The following is a 16,065-nucleotide window of genomic DNA, read 5'->3' on the forward strand; positions in this document are numbered from 1 at the left end:
AGAAGCAGACTCAACAGTGCCAATGGGGCAGAAAGGAGGACCTTGGGCCGATGGCCGCACGAGAGGAGGGGTGCGGTGGGCCTGCCGGGCGGAGAGCGGTGCCGGTCCAGATCGGTTCGTGCACGGGCGCGGCCCTGGTCGTGTCCGGGTGGGGGACACGGAGGGTGGTGCGTTCGTGAGCGTGGCTCATGCTCCAGTTGCCATTCAGTGCCGGGAGCCGGTGCCCTGGTTTTTCACGAGGGCGGGTGGTGTGCTTTCTTCGGGGAAGACAAGCGGAGTGGGTGCCGCTAGTCCGTAATGGGGGATTTGGGCGTTAAAGGGGATTGTGGGTTTGGTGTCTGTCTTTCGAGAAGTTGGAAAAACGGTCGCTTGCCGCTGGTAAGTTCGCAGGTCGTTCACTGTGCTCCCCGCACACGGCTATGACGACCAGCGCTGGCCCCTGGCACGCGTGAGGACGCGGGAGAAGTCCAGCGGCGGGCCAAAACGGATGACCAGCCGGACGCCCAGGCGCGGCAGGAGCCGACCAGGGGCATGACCTGGCGGGAACTGAGCACGGCCGTGGGGGCACCAGCACCCGGGCCCGCAGCGCCAGGCACGCCACCCCGATCCTGCCCCGGTAGAGCCGGCCGCCGGGCGAGCGGGCCCCCCGGGGTAGAGCTCCAGCAGTTCTCCCCGCACCAGAACTCCCAGGTCGGTGCGTAGCGCCGCAATTAGACGTTCTGCACACCTTGTGGCGATACGTCGCTACAAATAGCATCAGGGCGACCTCACCGGGTCACAAAAAATATCAGCACCCTTACCCCCAGGGAGACCCCCATGCTGAGACGCATTCTCACACCCCTCCTGATCACCCTGAGTGCCCTGGCGCTGACGCTGGTGGGCGCCGCACCGGCCACCGCGACACCCGCGGAGCAGTCCCAGCAGCTGCGCCAGACCGTCCTGTACTACGACGCCAGCCAGGCCGCGGAGTACACCTCCGCCGTCTCCGAGGCCGCGCGCGTGTGGAACTCCAACGTCAGCAACGTCCGCCTGGAGCCGGCCTCCGCCGGACGGCGCGCCGAGATCCGCATCATCGCCGACAACGGCTGGCCCCGCGCCCATCTGGGCCCGGTGCGCCCGGGCGGGCAGGTCACCGTCTGGATGGGCCGCGCGGGTACCGCCGAAGGCTACGACGCGGTGCGCATCGCCGCGCACGAGCTCGGCCACAGCCTGGGCCTGCCCGACGCCAAGCCCGGCCCGTGCTCGTCGCTGATGTCGGGCTCCACCGGCGGCGTGGACTGCACCAACCCCCACCCCAACGCCTCCGAGCGCTGGCGGGTTGAGGCCAACTACGGCAGCGGCCTGACCGGCCAGCGCGCCACCGACGGGCAGCTCCTGGTCGACCGCGTCTGAACAGGTGCACAGGCTCCAGGCCCAACGGCCTTCGGCGTCGGCCCGCATCGGCGGGTCGGCGCCGAAGGCGCCACGCTCCCGTCGCGCCCGCGTGAGATCGGCTATCGCGGACAGACGGCGGCCCTCACCCGCCCAGGCCACAGCGGACGCGGTGATCCCACCGCCACGGCCCCACCCGGATGAGGTTCCTGCTTCCCGCGCGTTATGACGCGACACCTGTGGACGACGGACCCCTCCCGCCGTCCACGCGCTTGAGCACTACGGGGCGGAGATGTACGCGCTGCTCGATCGTGCCGACAAGCACGATGCGGATGAGGACAAGACCGCGGCAAGGATCCGACCGGATCCGGTGCCCTGTCGGAGCGCATGAAGTCCTGATGATCGGCAGACGGGGGAGTCGAACCGGCTTCCCCACCGTCGTGACGGCGCGTTGACGAGCGGCGTCCCTGGGACGAGAGTCGTCCCGTAGCTGCTCCCGGTTGTTCTTGCCCCTCGCCGTGGTTTCGGGGGAACCAGGACCACAACCAGCTACACGGCGTCGGAGCTGGTGCTGTTCGCCGCCGTGATGTCGGACTGGTCGACCCCCTTGTTCAGCGGATCGAACCAGCCGACCGCCATGTCGATTACACCGTCGAGCGTGATGTTCTCCGTAACCACGAGCTTGCGCATGTGCCCTCCCTGCTCGGTGCGTCACTGGGGTCAGGCCATCCTGAGCAGTGAAGGTCATCGCGGACCGGACCCGACGCGCCAAGGTGACGTAGATACGGGACTTTCTGCCGTGATGAGGGGATTCCTGCGGCGGTTGGTGTTTTGTCCCCTCCTTTGAGGTCTGGCCGCGAGCGACCTGCGCACCGCATGAGGCTCTCTCATCCGACCTGCTCAACGAACGCCGGATGTATGGCCGTCCGACCTGAGCGGAAGCTCTCCAGCGAGCAGGCCGTCCGCGGCTACTGCCGCATGATCGGGGCTCATGCTCCAGTTGCCATTCAGTGCCGGGAGCCGGTGCCCTGGTTTTTCACGAGGGTGGGTGGTGTGCTTTCCTCGGGAAAGACAAGCGGAGCGGGTGCCGCTATTCCGTAATGGGGGATTTGGGTGTTAAAGGGGATTGTGGGTTTGGTGTCTGCTTTTCGAGAAGTTGGAAAATCGGTCGCTTTCCACTGGTAAGTTCGCAGGTCGTTCACTGTGCTCCCCGCATGCGTGGGGGTGGTCCCGTGGACCACTCGGTCATGAGCCTGCTCGGCGAGTGCTCCCCGCGCACGCGGGGATGGCCTGGACCGACACCGACCATCGACGGACGCAGGGAACCAGGAGTGGAATCGGCACGAGAATTCCTCACGTTCCTCGCTGATCCTGGTGCAGTCAACACGCGGTGGGGGCGGCCGAGAGAAGAATGTGCACATGTGGAATGATGGTAAGTCCGCACATGGGTTCTCGTGCTTCTGAATCCAGATATAAACCTTTCGTTTGGATGTGTGCGACCAGTGATTATTCTGTCGTGTGGGTTGGTGTGAATGTCGACGGCGGTATCCACTCCAGGGATCTCATGAAAATTGAACTCCGCCCGGGTTGATGGTTTTGTCAGCGTGTGGCTTGCGCAGAGCCCAGGGGAAGCGCCGAGCGAGAGGGGTTCGCGGCGGCGCTGCCACCAACTGTTCGGGTATGACGGTGCCAAGGACACGGTCGATGGCCGTTCGTATAAGGAGGCCACTGAGTAGATAAAGGAGTACGAGGTAGGACCTGACGCGATTCTCCATCTGGTGTTCGAGGGAAACTCGGACGCGTCCATATGGAAGAGGTCCAGCGACGGTGGGATCACTCCCTAAACTCCTTTTCGGGGTCCCGAGGGGAGTCGAAGGTGTTCGCGATAACTGAGAACGGAAAATGCCAATGCGTCCTCGGTGAGGCCGCTGGGTCCGCCATGTCGATGCACATGGGCATCGACGTCTTCCTCCGGGGCCTCACTGGTTTCCTGGCACCCGTCCGTGCCTTTCTCGTCCGCAAGATTAAGGTGAGTGATGACATGATGACAGTGATCAAGTTCGAGAACTGGTTCGCGCGTGCGTAACCAGTGGAATCAGGTGATCTCCCCCATGAGAGTCGTCAGGCCGCTCTGCTACTTCGTCTCGTTCGTGCGCGGCGTCATCGGTGTGCTGTTCGCCGTACGCCCCGCACAGACGATGGGACAGCTCTTCGGCGCGGGCGCTGAGACCCGGTCGGAGAAGCTGGTCGCCGGACACTACGCCGTACGCGACCTCGGGCTCGGCGCGGGACTGTTTCGTTCGCTGCGCAGGAGCGAGCACGAAGCAGAGTGGATGCTGGCGGGTACCGCGGCCGACGCCGTGGACCTGTGTGCGATCGCGGTGGCCAGCCGCCCCACGCCCGTGCCCAAGCCGGTGATGGTCTCCGGCATGGCGACGATCGTCCTCACCGACCTCCTGCTCACGGTCCTGCTGGTGCGCGACCGTCGTCGCGCCCGGGGGACCGCACGGTGAACCCGACCCGCCACCCGGTCCGGGCCGGCCGCGGCGCGGCCCCGCCACGAGGCCCCATGGCGGGGCGCCCCGAGGCCCTGCTGTCCGCGGTGCTCACCGGGGGTGCCTGTGAATCCCTGCACATGCCGTGACCGTGCTCCCTCGCACACGCGGGGACGGCCGCCTCACAACCAACCGCGACCTCGGTCACCCGTGTGACTCCTGGGGCCTCGGTCGCGTGTGACCGCTGGTGGCGCCGGGTAGGGGCCTGTCCAGGCATTCAACAGGGAGGAGGGCCGGATATGAGCGTTCCGGAGGAGTCCAAGCCGAAGACCACGGACACCGACCAGGTAGTGAACGCCGACCACAGCGACGACTCCCAGGAGCCGGACACCCGTGGGGAGCTGGAAGCCGAACTCCAGGACAAGATGAGTGAGGAGAACCTCCGCAGGGAGGACTTCGGGGAAGAATGAGCCGTGACGGGCGCCGGGGCCGTGTCGGCCCCGGCGCCCTCGCGCGCAGGGGTGCCGCGAACAGCGAAAGCGCGACGATGAGCTCGCAGAGGTGCTCCGCCGCAGGGGGTTGGGTAGAGCCTCCGGCAGACCTCAGCCAGGCACCCGTGGAGCTTTCAGCGGTGAGCAACCAAGACTGTGGTTGTTCGCCAGCCCGGGCCCTACGGGTGCGTGGTCGGGGTCCCCAGAAGGCTCTACCCAAACCCCTCCGGCGGGCCGTCCAGGAGCAGTACTGCATACCGCACGCCCTCGCCCAAGCACGCAGTGCCAAAGAGCCACTCCTGTGCGTTTGAGTCACCTCCCACACCAGCAGCTCACGACCCTTCCGTTCAGCGCACGGGAGGGTCGCCGCCTTCCGGCGGCGGTTTCCGGTCCTCCCCGGACGAGGGATCGTCCTCCGCTATCCCCTCGCCGAGCCGGGGTGTCCCCAGATCGGGGCTCCTGTCCCACCCGGTCGGATACCGCCTGCCCTCCGGGCGCTCCTTCCAGTAGTCCGGCGAGCGCACGGCCTCCTGCTTGCGGATCGTCTCTCGGCGAATGATCCACAGCACGAGGAAGATCAGCGCGACCGGAACGGCGATGGCCACCAGGATCCCGAAAAGCCAGCCGAGTGTCGGCCATTCCATCGTTGCCCTCCTTCAGCCGACGGCACGGTCACTCACAGGACCGTGAGAAGCTCACGGCACGCGCTCTCGCAGCGGCGGCAGGCCTCGGCGCACACCCAGCAGTGCTCGTGCTGACCGGCGTGCCGCTCGCACTCCTCACCGCACATGCGGCAGGCCTCCGCGCACGCCTTCAGAAGTACCCGGACCAGGGCGTCGTCGCCCTCGGTCCGGCGGGAGAGCACCTTCCGGGTGGCCTCGCACAGGTCCGCGCAGTCCAGGTCGGCGCGCACGCACGTGACCAGCTCCGCCACCGCACCCTCACCCAGGCAGGCGTCCGCGCACAGGGTGCACGCCTGGGCGCACTCCCCGCAGGCCTCGACGCAGGCTCTCAGCCTCCCCTCCGCCTCAGCGCCCCGGTGGTCGGGGCGGGTGTCCAGCATCTGTTCGACGATGCTCATGTCTCCTCCTCAACGGGCCCGGTCCCGCTTCGGCGCCGGCCCCGGGCTCAGGCCGAAAGCGAGAACCGCAGCGCGAAGTGGTTCAGTGACGCGGGCAGTCCCGACGCGGGCAGCGGACCGCCGGTGTCCACGCGGGCCAGGGGCCGACCCCGGAGCAGCGTGCGCAGGAACAGCGATACCGCCAGCGGCACCACGTCGGTTCCCGCGCACCCGGCCGGGCCATAGCTGAAGGGCAGGATCCCGGGCTCGTTCTCGGCGCGCCCGTCGAGCCAGATCCCGGGCTCGAACGCGTCGGCGTACGGAAGCCGCGAGGAGTCCCGGTGGAAGTAGGAGCTCACGATCAGGAAGGCGGTCCCCGCCTCGAACACCTCCTCCCTCCAGCTCGTCTCACGTGTGCTCTCCCGGATCACCATGAGCGTGGTCGGCCACAGCCGTACCGACTCGCGCACGGTTGCCCGCAGCAGCGGCAGGTCGAGCCCCTCACGGGTCTCGACTTCCTCGCGCGCCGCGTGCGCTCCCGGGCTGAGCGAGGACAACAGCGCCAGCGACCGGAAGGCGGCGATGGCGGCGGCGTCGAACGCGAACAGCCAGTGCGCGGCCTGGTCCTCCGGTCGCACGTCCCCGGCGGGCGCTCCCGCGGTCAGTCCCGCGACGAGGCTGCCCGGTTCGGCGCGCTCGGTGTTGGCGCGTATCCGGTCGAGGAACTCGGCCCTGTCCCTGCGGCGCGCGGGAGCCAGGTAGGTCCAGTTCGCACGAGCGCGCAGGCCGTACAGCAGTTCGGTCGTCCGGTGGTCGTCCGCCGCGAAGGAGCCGAAGACCATCCTCCTCGCCATCGCGTTGAAGGACTCGGTGAAGCGCCACCAGTCCAGGTCGCCGTCCTCTCGCAGGGCCAGCGCGAGGGCGTCCGCCTCCTCGTCGGCCTGGGCCGCGAGGGTGTCCCCGTCGGGGTGGACCACCTGCCCGGGTACCAGGGCGGCCTCGTTGGCCGCGCGCCTGCGGGGCCGGTTCGCCAGGTCGGAGATGAGTATTCCGTGCGGCTGGAAGTGCGACAGGGCGCCGCTCTTCTCCAGGCCGCCGGGGGAGAAGGGCTCCGGTGTCTCCCGCAGCAGTCGGCCCACGTCCTCCGCGGACAGCACCAGCGCCGCCTGACGCCCCGCCAGGCGCAGCGGCAGCGGGTCGTCGCCGTGGCGTTCGCGCATCTCGCGCAGTGTGGCGACCGCCCTGCGGTCGGCGTCCAATCTGGTGACCAGCCCCGTCATCAAAGGGCGGCGCAGGACCACGCCCCGCGCCAGGTTGGGCAGCAGGACCGAGGCCAGCAGGCGCGCCGTCTCCGCCGAGCGCGGGTGAGGCGCCCCTCTCCGGAGGCCCCGCGCCTCCCGTCGGCTTTTCGTGGGCATCGGAACCGTCCCCCTTAATCGGTTCGCTTCCGGCTCCTTCGCTTCGTCTCCCCGGCCCCCGGGCGCGGCCGCGTTTCGCCGTCCACCGCGCCCGGGCCCTGCTCACAGGTGGTCGCGGGGCACCGTTTCCCGCCACTGCCGGGAGAAGACCCGCTCGTCGTTCTCGAAGGCGTCCAGCGTCGCGTACATCCGGAAGTCGGTCTCGGTGCACTCCAACGTCGTGTGGGTCTCGGTCCGGGTCCGCCACCCGTCCCGGGCGAAACGGACCTTCCACGTCGACTGTCCGCGCGCGGAGGTGAAGTCACCGGCCACGGACTCGTAGAGCTCGTAGGCGCGCCGCCCGACGTCCAGGTCGATGTCGTCGAAGTGCAGGATGCCCCCGTCCTTGACGATCTCCAGCGAGGAGTGGGTGTCCACCAGGTCGCGGTGGACGGTCCAGCGGTGTTCCGGCTTCTCTCTGCGCGTGGTGGGGATCTCCTCCGTCGCCTCCGGTTCCCCGAAGGGCTGCGGGTTGGGCTCCTCGGTTTCGGGCCGGGGGCGCACCGGCAGGATCAGCCTGCTGTTCTGCGGGTGCACGGTCAGCATCACCGGACGCGGCGGCGGCCAGGCCAGCGGCCAGTAGGAGGTGGACAGCGACAACCGGATCCGGTGGCCGGCGGGGAAGGCCTGCGCGACACCGTTCAGCGTCAGCCTCACCTGGTAGACCTCGCCCGGCTCCAGCTTCTCGGGGGTCTGGTGCCCGTTGCGGTGGGTGAGGTTGAGCAGTCCGTAGGTCACGCGCGTGGCGCTGCCCTCGGGGTCGACGTCGACCAGCCTGCCCGTGACCATGGCCACGGGCTCGGTGACCGAGACCTCCAGCTCCACCGCGCCGGTGCCCAGGATCTCCACGTCCTCGGACAGGACATCGCTGTCGAAGACCAGGGACCCGCCGTCCTCCTCGCGCTGGTCGTAGGGCAGGTCGGGCGGGGCGTTGTAGGAGGCCCACTTGCCCGCGAACTGGCCCACGGTCAGCGGGGACCTCAGGGTCAGGGACTCGCTCTGGACCTCTTCGTCCGGGAGGCCGATCTTGTACTTGGCCAGGGGATAGGAGGTGTACCTCACGTTCAGTGAGGGCCACTCCTCCTCGCGCACCCACCGTCCCGGGCGCTCGTGGTAGGCGGTGGAGGGCGGAACGCTGTTCTGCATCCACGCCCACAGGACCGGACCGTCGTCGATGCCGTTGTCCTCACCCTTGAGCCAGTGGTCCAGCCAGCGCACGATCTCCTGGAGGTAGCCGATGGCGGGGCCCGGCTGGCCCAGGTGCGGGTAGCGGTGCGACCAGGGGCCGACCAGCCCCCTGGCGGGGGCCTTCAGGTTCAACAGCAGCCGGAGGACGGCGTTGGAATAGCCGTCGGCCCACCCGCTGGAGGCCAGGACGGGGCAGCGCACCTGGGAGTAGTCCTCCGACACCGAGGCGTGCCGCCAGTAGTCGTCGCGCCGCTGGTGGTGCAGCCACTCCAGGACCCACGGCTTGCTGGCCTCCAGTCGCTCGTGCCACATCCGCCGCCAGTCCTCGCCGACGATGACCGGGTCGGGGGGCAGGGTGGACGCGGAGAACATCGTCCCCGCCTCGGCGAGGTTGTCCGAGAGCAGACAGCCGCCCATGTAGTGGAAGTCGTCGCCGTAGCGGTCGTCGGTGAAGGAGCTGATGATGATCGTGCCGAGGCTGGGCGGCTGCCGCGCCGCCACCTGTAGGGCGGCGAACGCGCCCCAGGACAGTCCCATCATGCTGGTGTTGCCGTCGCACCAGGGCTGTTCGGCCAGCCAGGCCAGGACCTCCTCGGCGTCCTGCTGTTCGCGCTCCAGGTACTCGTCGGTGAGCACGCCCTCGGAGTCACCGGTTCCGCGCAGGTCCACGCGGGCGCAGGCATAGCCGTGCCCGGCGATGTAGGGGTGGTGCATGGAGTCCCGCACGGCCGTCAGGTCGCGTCTGCGGTAGGGGATGTACTCCAGTACCGCCGGTACCGGGGTCGCGTCCGAGGATGTGGGCCGCCACACCTTGGCGGCCAGCCGCACGCCGTCCGACATGGGGATCCAGAGGTGCTCGTCGGCGTGCACGGCGTGCGGCAGGTTCTTGACCACGTGCATGGACGGGGGCCTCCCTTCAGTGCTGGACCGTTCTGTCGGAGGAGTTGCCCTTCTCGAAGAACTCGAACTGCAACTCCTCCACGCAGCGCTCGTACTTGGCGCGCAGCTCGGTCTCGTCCTCGGCGCCGATGATGATCTTGGCGAGCTCGTAGCTGTAGCTGTCCTGGTAGGCCATCTCCGAGAGGCGCTCGCCCTCCTCGGGCACGATCTCGTCGATGCTCACGCCGGGCAGGGACTCCTCGATCTCGGCGATCTCCTCCGGGGTGGGCACGCGTACGGCGACGCCGTCGTCGAACCTGCGGTAGTACCACTCCGCTGCCACGTTGTACTCGCCCCGCATGTCGTCGGGCAGGCGCGGGTCCCGTCCGAGGGCCAGCCGGAGCATGCGCTCGTGGTTGGGGACCCCGTCCACCAGCTCGAAGAGCCTCGCGTGGGACTGGGAGTGGCGGGTGTTGACCTCCAGGATGTTGAGGCCCTCCTCGACCGGGTCGTAGAAGAACTCGACGCTGAAGGTGGCGTTGTCCATCCCGGACTTCTCGATGACCTTGACGGCGATCTCGCTCATCTTTCCGCGCACTTCCTCGGGCAGGTCGGAGGGGTACTGGTGCCGCAGGAAGACCGAGCTCGCGGGGTAGTCGACCGAGTCCAGGGAACCGTAGACCACGACATCGCCCTTGTACACGTAGCCCTCGACCGCGGCCTGTACGCCGTGCATGGCGGCCTCGGCCAGGCAGGTGCGCCCGCCCACGGAGGAGATCTCCGGGGGCAGGTCCACCCGTGCCAGGATCTGTTCGAAGGGGCGGCCGATGAAGTCGATGCCCTCGCGCATCTGGGCCACGGCGTCGTGGAAGCCCTCGTCGTCCTCGACGCGGAAGGCAAGCAGGGAGGAGGCGGACTTCACCGGTTTGAGCCACATCGGATAGCCCGGGCTCTCCGGGGGGCGGACGTTCTCCTCGTCGAGGTCGACCAGGGCGAAGGGCGGGTACTCGTCGACGACCTCGCTCTGTAGCAGCCTGCTCCAGTACTTGTGCTCGCACTTGACGAAGGATTCCAGCGACGCCGAGGGTAGGCCGCGGCTGGCGGACAGGATCGGCACGAGCAGGGTCACCGGGAAGTCCCAGTACCCGACGATCGCGTCGACGGACCCGTCGAAGTCGTCCATGATCCGTTCTGCCTTGGCCACCAGTTCGTTGATGTCCACCTCGTGGCCCTGGAGCTCCTCCAGGTCCAGCAGCTGGTGGAAGTCGCAGTGGCGTCCGGTCGGAGTCCTGCGCAGAATCTCCAGGTTGCGTTCGTCCATGCCGACCACGAACACGTTTTTCACGGCTGCACACACCACCTTTCCCGTAATATGAATGTGACATCCCGATGTGTACAGGTGCGACTACCCCTGATCGTCCTTCCAAACCGGGGGTGAGACGTCCCACACGGAGAAGGTGCTGGTCAGTGCGCTGGTGAGTGCGCGGGTGGCCTCCGGAGAACCCTTCCGGGGCCACCCGCGCCGATGCCGGCCAAGGTGGGGCCGCTCCGGCGCCGGTCAGTCCGCTCGGGCGTACTCCTCGATCTCGGCCAGTTCGTCCGCGTCGAAGTCCAGGTTGCCGACCGCGGCCACGCTGTCCTCCAGCTGGGAGACGCTGCTAGCGCCGACCACCGCCGAGGTCACCCGCTCGCCGCGCAGCACCCAGGCCAGCGCCATCTGGGCCAGCGACTGCCCGCGCCGCTCGGCGATGGCGTTGAGCGCACGCACCCGCAGCAGCACGTCCTCGGTGATGCGCTCGGCGGTCAGGAACGGACTGCTCCCGGCCGCCCGCGATCCCTCGGGCACGCCGTCGAGGTACCGGTTGGTCAGCAGCCCCTGCGAGAGCGGCGAGTAGGCGATGGAGCCCGCGCCGACCTCGTCGAGCACGTCGAGCAGCCCATCCTCCACCCACCGGTTGAACATCGAGTAGGAGGGCTGGTGGACGAGCATCGGCGTGCCCAGGCCGCGCAGGATGGCCGCGGCCTCGCGGGTCTGTTCGGGGGAGTAGTTGGACACGCCCGCGTACAGGGCCTTGCCCTGGCGCACCGCCGTGTCCAGCGCGCCCATGGACTCCTCCAAGGGGGTGTCGGGGTCGGGCCGGTGGTGGTAGAAGACGTCCACGTACTCCAAGCCCATGCGCTCAAGGCTCTGGTCCAGGCTGGACAGCAGGTACTTGCGCGATCCCCACTCGCCGTAGGGGCCGGGCCACATCAGGAACCCGGCCTTGGTCGAGACCACGATCTCGTCGCGGTGGGGGCGCAGGTCGCGGGCCATGACCCGGCCGAAGTTCTCCTCGGCCGAACCGGGCGGGGGACCGTAGTTGTTGGCCAGGTCGAAGTGGGTCACGCCCAGGTCGAAGGCGCGCAGCAGGATGTCACCCTGGCTCTCGATACCGCGGTCGTGGCCGAAGTTGTGCCACAGCCCCAGGGACAGGGCGGGCAGGCGCAGGCCGCTGCGTCCGCACCGCCGGTAGGGCATCGTCTCGTACCGCGTCGGGGCGGCGACGTAGGTCATGTGTCCTTCTTCTCTTCCTCGTGTGGCCGTACGCTTCCCGGCGCGCGGCCGGGACGGTTCCCCACCGTCCGGTTCCGGTCCGTGCGCCGGTCGAAACCGTGCGGTCGCAGTATCCCGCGGCGCGCGCCCCGTGGTGAACGAGGCGTGCACGGGCCTCCGGAGGCCGGTCCCACCTGCTGTTTCACGTTCCGGCTCACGGGTAGCTGTGCCCCTACACCCCATCTTCGTACGGAGTGGAAGGGGAGGAACGTCGATGCACGAGACCACACCCCCGATCGAGGGCTACGAGGGTCTTCCGGTAGGCACGCTCCAGCACCGCGTCCGCTCACTGGACACCGAGCAGATGCGTCAGCTGATCGACTACGAGGAGAGCCACGCCAACCGTGTCGGGGTCCTGGAGATCCTGCGCAACCGGCTCCACGACCTCGAGGAGGGCGCCGAGCCCTCCGAGGGCTCACAGGACTTCCAGCCCGAGCGCCCCGGCCCGCCGACCGGCGGCTCGCCGGTGGGCACGGACACCACGGCTCCCGCGTCGAGCCCGCCGCCGCACGGTGTTCCCAACCAGCCCGCCAAGCCCAAGGGCGACCGATAGCGAGGTGGCCGCCCCCGCGGGGGCGGGAGGCCGTAGCCGCCGCGGCACCCCGTACGCGCGACGCGGAGAGGGGCCGTTCCCGGACGGGTGCTCCGCTCGCACCAACACGGGGCCGCGGCGGCGCCAGAAGGGGGGGAAGGACCATGCAACACGACGCTTTCATCGGACAGATCCAGGCACGTGCCCGCCTGGACAGCCGAGGCGCTGCCGAGGAGGCCACGAGGGCGACGCTGGAGACCCTCGCCGAACGAGTCGACCCCGGTCTCGGGGAGGACCTCGCCGCGCAGCTGCCGCGTGAGATCGGTGAGAACGTGCGCAGGGTGACCCGTCAGGAGCGCGAGCAGGGGCACGGTGCCGGGCGCTTCGGCCAGGACGAGTTTCTCGACAGGGTGGCGCAGCGGGCGCACAGCGACCCGCCGGGGGCCGCCCACAGTGCCCACGCCGTGTTCGAGGTACTCGACGAGGCCACCACGGGAGGGGTCATGGACAGGGTCCGCCAGGCCCTGCCGAAGGACCTGCGGCAGTTCACCCTGGAGGGCAGCCAGGGCTGAGAGCCCCCCGGTACCGCCGCGGACCCGCGCCCGGGTCCGCGGCGGTACCGGGGGGCTCTCAGGTGCGCACGGCCGCACGCGGGGCGCCGACCGCAATGCCGGGACCGGGATTTGTCCATGCGCGGACATCCGCGGTTTTCGGTGTGTCCGCCTCGGGTAGCCGTACATCCACATCCCCCTGGACCGTTCTTTCCGACGAACAGGGAGCGACATGGCGGTGGCACCTACCGCGCGCCGGGCCTTCGGCCACGACGGACGGAGCGGCCGGTGATGCGCGGCAAGGCACCCTTGGTCCTGACCGCCGCGGGCTGGGCGGTGTCCAAACTCCGGAGCAGGAACGAACCCGACCCCGTGCCCGCGCGCCGCCGCGGCGGAACGGCCTCCTGGGCCGTGGCCGGTGCCGCCCTGGGCTTGGGCGCCGCGGCGCTGTGCGGGGACCGGCGCACCACCCGGCTGGCCGGCAAGGTCGCGCTGATCACCGGCGGCTCCCGCGGGCTCGGGCTCCAGATGGCCCGTGAGTTCGGCTCGCGCGGCGCCTCCGTCGTGGTCTGTGCGCGCGACCGGGACGAACTCGACCGGGCGGTGGCCGACCTGGAGGACCGGGGCGTGCGGGTACGCGGCGTCCAGTGCGACATCCGCGACCCGGACCGGGCAGAGAGCCTGGTGGAGGAGGCCGCCGGAGCTTTCGGCCGCTTGGACTTCGTCGTCAACAACGCGGGCGTCATCCAGGTCGGACCGCAGGAGACGCTCTCCGAGAGCCATTTCCAGGACGCCATGGAGACGATGTTCTGGGCGCCGCTGCGCATCTCCCGGGCCGCACTCGGCCCGCTGGGCGAGACCGGTGGCTCCCTGGTCAACATCACCTCCGTCGGCGGCCACCTGAGTGTGCCGCACCTGCTGCCCTACTCCTGTGCCAAGTTCGCCGAGGTCGCGTTGTCGGAGGGGCTGGGCGCCGAGGTCGCGCGCAGGGGCGTGCGGGTCACCACCGTGGTACCGGGGCTGATGCGTACCGGCTCCCACAAGGCCGCCGTGTTCTCGGGCAGGCCCGAACGCGAGTACACCTGGTTCTCCCTGGGCGCCGGGCTGCCCCTGGTCTCGGTGAGCGCCGAGCGCGCCGCCGGCAGAATCGTGGAGTCGGCCGCGCGGGGACGCAGCTATCTGGTACTCACACCCCTGGCCAGGGCGGTCATCATCACCCGGGGAGTGTGTCCCTCCTTCGTGCAGGGCGTGACACGCGTTATGGACAGGGTGCTGCCCGATCCGCCCGGGCAAGTGGAGGAGCGGCCCGGCGGGGAGGCGGACGGCGACGCGGTCAACCGCGCGCTGAAACTACCCACGGCGCTCAACGAGCGCGCCGGCCGACACCTCAACCAGGGCCCGCGCGGGGAGGGGCCGCCCAAGCAGGAGCCCCGCGGGTGAAGGGCCGGACGCACCGGGCCGGTGAGCACCGCGCGGCGGCGCGGGGAACACGGAGACAGCGGCGATCGGGGGCACGACGTGACGCGTTTCGGATACTTTCTCGCCTGTGAGGAGCACGGACCCAGGGAACTGATCCGCCAGGCGCAAGGAGCGGAGGCGGCGGGGTTCGACGCCCTGTGGATCTCCGACCACTACCACCCTTGGCTGGACTCCCAGGGCCAGAGCCCGTTCGTCTGGCCGGTGGTCGGCGCGATCGGGCAGATGACGTCCCTGCCGGTCACCACGGCGGTGACCTGCCCGACCACGCGCGTGCACCCGGCGGTGGTCGCGCAGGCGGCCGCGACGTCGGCGGCGATGGCCAGGGGCGGATTCACCCTGGGCGTGGGCACCGGCGAGGCGCTCAACGAGCATATCCTCGGCCAGCCGTGGCCGCCCGCCTCCCGGCGCCTGTCGATGCTGGAAGAGGCCATCGAGGTGATGCGCAAGCTGTGGACCGGAAAGCTCGTCACCCATCGGGGCGAGCACTACGAGGTCGACACCGCGCGCCTGTACACGCTTCCGGAGAGGACGCCGAGGATCTACATGTCCGCGTTCGGCCCCAAGGCGACCAGGCTGGCCGCCAGTGAGACCGACGGTCTGATCCAGGTGGCGCCCAGCCAGGAGACCATCGAGGGTTTCCGCGCCGAGGGCGGTGCTGGCAAACCCGTCCAGGGCGGGCTCAAGGTCTGCTGGGCCGAGACCGAGGAGGAGGCCCGGCGCGTGGCACACGAGAGGTGGCCCAACGAGGCGCTGGCGGGCGAGGCTCCTCAGCTGCTCCCGCTGCCGCGCCACTTCGAGCAGCTCACCGATGGCCTGGTCACCCCGGAGATGGTGGCCGACGAGATCGCCTGCGGCCCCGACCCGGAGGTACACGTGGCGGCGATCAGGCCGTACCTGGAGGCCGGTGTGGACGAGGTCTACGTCTGCCAGGTCGGTGACGCTCAGGAGGGCTTCTTCGAGTTCTACGCGAACGAGGTCCTGCCCCGGCTCAGGGCCGAGGCCTGAACCGTCGCGGTGCGCGGGTGCCCGCGCACCGCGCAGTGAGGAGGAGACATGAGCGTCCGTACCCGTGACGGGACCCTGCGCGAACCGGGTCCGATGCCGCCGGACCCCTTCCCTCCGAGCCCGGTACCGGAGCCGGAGCCTCCGCCGGAGCCCGAACCCGAGCCGCCCGGTCCGGAGCCCGAGCCCGAGCCGGTCTGAGGAGACCGCCAGGGGCACTCGTGCCGGGGCGCACCGATCACGATGCGCCCCCGAGCCCGTACTCCTGGATCCCGTGCGGGTAAGCCGTCGTCCGCGCCGACCAGCGTTAGAGGGGCTCCTCGTCGACCTGGACGTCCCACCGGACTTCGGATCCGTCGACCGAGGTCGTCGTGACGGTCACGCCGATGCTCTCTCCGCCGTTGGTGAGCTCGCAGCGGATCTCGGCGTCCACCTCCGCGGGGAGGTCCTCGGAGCAGGTGAAGTCGTCGGGGGCCTGGCCGATCTGCTCGGCCAGCATCTCGCTCGACCGTTCGGCGACCTGGTCGGCGTCCACGGCTGCGGGGCCACCGATGCTGAAGTCGAACGAGCAGCCGGTGGACAGGAGCAGGGGCAGTGCGCCCAGAGCCGCTCCGGTGATGATTCGATTACGTCTGTCCTGCCGCATCGCGGCCTCCTAGGTGTGCGGTGACATGCCACGTGGACAGACCCCGGAAACGGCGCGCGGGTTCCGCGGCCGAGTGCTTCGATACGTAGTCGTGGCCTGATGTCTGATTCGTTCACCCGGTGTCCACGAGGGAACCGTCCAGGAAGCGTTCCGCTGGTCCCCGGGCGGGGCCGCCGCGCCTGGAGCCACTGCCCGGCCTGAGGGCCGGGCGACGAGCTCAGAGCCGATTCGCCTCCGGCCCGAAGGCCGGAGCGCTCTCGGGCAAGACCGGTGGCCTCGGGGCCGTCGCCGACGGCCCCGAGGCTGCTCACGGGTCACTCG

General features: G+C 69.5%; 17 protein-coding genes. 9 read left to right on the top strand and 8 right to left on the bottom strand.

Annotated features, from left to right (window positions below; genetic code table 11):
* Positions 1–816: 816 nt before the first annotated feature.
* Positions 817–1,392: a snapalysin family zinc-dependent metalloprotease gene (locus AC0T5L_RS15800; RefSeq protein ID WP_476166243.1), complete on the top strand. Its 576-nt coding sequence runs from the start codon at positions 817–819 to the stop codon at positions 1,390–1,392.
* Positions 1,393–1,920: 528 nt separating this feature from the next.
* On the opposite strand, the gene AC0T5L_RS15805 is transcribed toward AC0T5L_RS15800, so the two are convergent.
* Positions 1,921–2,061 carry a hypothetical protein gene (locus AC0T5L_RS15805; RefSeq protein WP_476166244.1) on the bottom strand — a complete coding sequence of 47 codons (141 nt, stop codon included), beginning with the start codon at positions 2,059–2,061 and terminating at the stop codon, positions 1,921–1,923.
* A gap of 1,249 nt (positions 2,062–3,310) precedes the next feature.
* Between AC0T5L_RS15805 and AC0T5L_RS15810 the strand changes: the two genes are divergently transcribed.
* The 3 genes from AC0T5L_RS15810 (at position 3,311) to AC0T5L_RS15820 (ending at position 4,336) form a co-directional block, all read left to right on the top strand.
* A complete protein-coding gene (locus AC0T5L_RS15810) occupies positions 3,311–3,457 on the top strand; it encodes a hypothetical protein (RefSeq protein ID WP_476166245.1) in 147 nt (48 codons plus the stop codon).
* A 25-nt stretch (positions 3,458–3,482) separates the two neighbouring features.
* On the top strand, positions 3,483–3,884 hold the full coding sequence (locus AC0T5L_RS15815) for a hypothetical protein (protein ID WP_476166246.1): 402 nt from the start codon (positions 3,483–3,485) through the stop codon (positions 3,882–3,884).
* Positions 3,885–4,165: 281 nt separating this feature from the next.
* Positions 4,166–4,336, top strand: a complete 171-nt coding sequence (locus AC0T5L_RS15820) for a hypothetical protein (protein WP_476166247.1) — start codon at positions 4,166–4,168, stop codon at positions 4,334–4,336.
* Between the two features lie 368 nt (positions 4,337–4,704).
* On the opposite strand, the gene AC0T5L_RS15825 is transcribed toward AC0T5L_RS15820, so the two are convergent.
* The 6 genes from AC0T5L_RS15825 to mgrA form a co-directional block, all read right to left on the bottom strand.
* The gene (locus tag AC0T5L_RS15825; RefSeq protein ID WP_476166248.1) at positions 4,705–5,001 is read right to left on the bottom strand and encodes a hypothetical protein; all 297 of its coding nucleotides are present in this window, start codon (positions 4,999–5,001) and stop codon (positions 4,705–4,707) included.
* A 32-nt stretch (positions 5,002–5,033) separates the two neighbouring features.
* On the bottom strand, positions 5,034–5,438 hold the full coding sequence (locus tag AC0T5L_RS15830; RefSeq protein ID WP_476166249.1) for a four-helix bundle copper-binding protein: 405 nt from the start codon (positions 5,436–5,438) through the stop codon (positions 5,034–5,036).
* 47 nt (positions 5,439–5,485) lie between these two features.
* Positions 5,486–6,835, bottom strand: coding sequence for a cytochrome P450 (locus AC0T5L_RS15835; protein WP_476166250.1), 1,350 nt, complete (start codon positions 6,833–6,835; stop codon positions 5,486–5,488).
* A gap of 102 nt (positions 6,836–6,937) precedes the next feature.
* Positions 6,938–8,962 (bottom strand): CocE/NonD family hydrolase, encoded by a 2,025-nt coding sequence (locus tag AC0T5L_RS15840; protein ID WP_476166251.1) that lies wholly within the window; start codon positions 8,960–8,962, stop codon positions 6,938–6,940.
* Positions 8,963–8,978: 16 nt separating this feature from the next.
* Complete coding sequence (locus AC0T5L_RS15845; protein ID WP_476166252.1) at positions 8,979–10,286, bottom strand: ATP-grasp domain-containing protein; 1,308 nt, start codon at positions 10,284–10,286, stop codon at positions 8,979–8,981.
* A gap of 213 nt (positions 10,287–10,499) precedes the next feature.
* The gene (gene mgrA, locus AC0T5L_RS15850; RefSeq protein ID WP_476166253.1) at positions 10,500–11,495 is read right to left on the bottom strand and encodes an L-glyceraldehyde 3-phosphate reductase; all 996 of its coding nucleotides are present in this window, start codon (positions 11,493–11,495) and stop codon (positions 10,500–10,502) included.
* A gap of 253 nt (positions 11,496–11,748) precedes the next feature.
* Here mgrA and AC0T5L_RS15855 point away from each other — a divergent pair, with 253 nt between their 5' ends.
* From AC0T5L_RS15855 to AC0T5L_RS15875, 5 genes are all read left to right on the top strand, one after another.
* Positions 11,749–12,087, top strand: coding sequence for a DUF8129 domain-containing protein (locus AC0T5L_RS15855; protein ID WP_476166254.1), 339 nt, complete (start codon positions 11,749–11,751; stop codon positions 12,085–12,087).
* 143 nt (positions 12,088–12,230) lie between these two features.
* A complete protein-coding gene (locus AC0T5L_RS15860) occupies positions 12,231–12,638 on the top strand; it encodes a DUF2267 domain-containing protein (protein WP_476166255.1) in 408 nt (135 codons plus the stop codon).
* A 270-nt stretch (positions 12,639–12,908) separates the two neighbouring features.
* Entirely contained in the window at positions 12,909–14,057 is a 1,149-nt protein-coding gene (locus AC0T5L_RS15865) for an SDR family NAD(P)-dependent oxidoreductase (RefSeq protein WP_476166256.1), read from the top strand.
* Between the two features lie 78 nt (positions 14,058–14,135).
* Positions 14,136–15,101, top strand: a complete 966-nt coding sequence (locus AC0T5L_RS15870; protein WP_476166257.1) for a TIGR03557 family F420-dependent LLM class oxidoreductase — start codon at positions 14,136–14,138, stop codon at positions 15,099–15,101.
* Between the two features lie 48 nt (positions 15,102–15,149).
* Complete coding sequence (locus AC0T5L_RS15875) at positions 15,150–15,299, top strand: hypothetical protein (RefSeq protein WP_476166258.1); 150 nt, start codon at positions 15,150–15,152, stop codon at positions 15,297–15,299.
* Positions 15,300–15,405: 106 nt separating this feature from the next.
* Here AC0T5L_RS15875 and AC0T5L_RS15880 read toward each other — a convergent pair whose 3' ends face one another.
* Positions 15,406–15,744 carry a DUF4333 domain-containing protein gene (locus AC0T5L_RS15880; RefSeq protein ID WP_476166259.1) on the bottom strand — a complete coding sequence of 113 codons (339 nt, stop codon included), beginning with the start codon at positions 15,742–15,744 and terminating at the stop codon, positions 15,406–15,408.
* Between the last annotated feature and the right edge of the window lie 321 nt (positions 15,745–16,065).

The organism is Nocardiopsis sp. TRM 82005, assembly GCF_056312425.1.

Excerpts from the sequence above, each read along its gene's own strand:
- AC0T5L_RS15800 (WP_476166243.1), top strand. The coding sequence starts at position 817 with ATGCTGAGACGCATTCTCACACCCCTCCTGATCACCCTGAGTGCCCTG.
- AC0T5L_RS15805 (WP_476166244.1), bottom strand. The coding sequence starts at position 2,061 with ATGCGCAAGCTCGTGGTTACGGAGAACATCACGCTCGACGGTGTAATC.
- AC0T5L_RS15810 (WP_476166245.1), top strand. The coding sequence starts at position 3,311 with ATGTCGATGCACATGGGCATCGACGTCTTCCTCCGGGGCCTCACTGGT.
- AC0T5L_RS15815 (WP_476166246.1), top strand. The coding sequence starts at position 3,483 with ATGAGAGTCGTCAGGCCGCTCTGCTACTTCGTCTCGTTCGTGCGCGGC.
- AC0T5L_RS15820 (WP_476166247.1), top strand. The coding sequence starts at position 4,166 with ATGAGCGTTCCGGAGGAGTCCAAGCCGAAGACCACGGACACCGACCAG.
- AC0T5L_RS15825 (WP_476166248.1), bottom strand. The coding sequence starts at position 5,001 with ATGGAATGGCCGACACTCGGCTGGCTTTTCGGGATCCTGGTGGCCATC.
- AC0T5L_RS15830 (WP_476166249.1), bottom strand. The coding sequence starts at position 5,438 with ATGAGCATCGTCGAACAGATGCTGGACACCCGCCCCGACCACCGGGGC.
- AC0T5L_RS15835 (WP_476166250.1), bottom strand. The coding sequence starts at position 6,835 with ATGCCCACGAAAAGCCGACGGGAGGCGCGGGGCCTCCGGAGAGGGGCG.
- AC0T5L_RS15840 (WP_476166251.1), bottom strand. The coding sequence starts at position 8,962 with ATGCACGTGGTCAAGAACCTGCCGCACGCCGTGCACGCCGACGAGCAC.
- mgrA (WP_476166253.1), bottom strand. The coding sequence starts at position 11,495 with ATGACCTACGTCGCCGCCCCGACGCGGTACGAGACGATGCCCTACCGG.
- AC0T5L_RS15855 (WP_476166254.1), top strand. The coding sequence starts at position 11,749 with ATGCACGAGACCACACCCCCGATCGAGGGCTACGAGGGTCTTCCGGTA.
- AC0T5L_RS15860 (WP_476166255.1), top strand. The coding sequence starts at position 12,231 with ATGCAACACGACGCTTTCATCGGACAGATCCAGGCACGTGCCCGCCTG.
- AC0T5L_RS15865 (WP_476166256.1), top strand. The coding sequence starts at position 12,909 with ATGCGCGGCAAGGCACCCTTGGTCCTGACCGCCGCGGGCTGGGCGGTG.
- AC0T5L_RS15875 (WP_476166258.1), top strand. The coding sequence starts at position 15,150 with ATGAGCGTCCGTACCCGTGACGGGACCCTGCGCGAACCGGGTCCGATG.
- AC0T5L_RS15880 (WP_476166259.1), bottom strand. The coding sequence starts at position 15,744 with ATGCGGCAGGACAGACGTAATCGAATCATCACCGGAGCGGCTCTGGGC.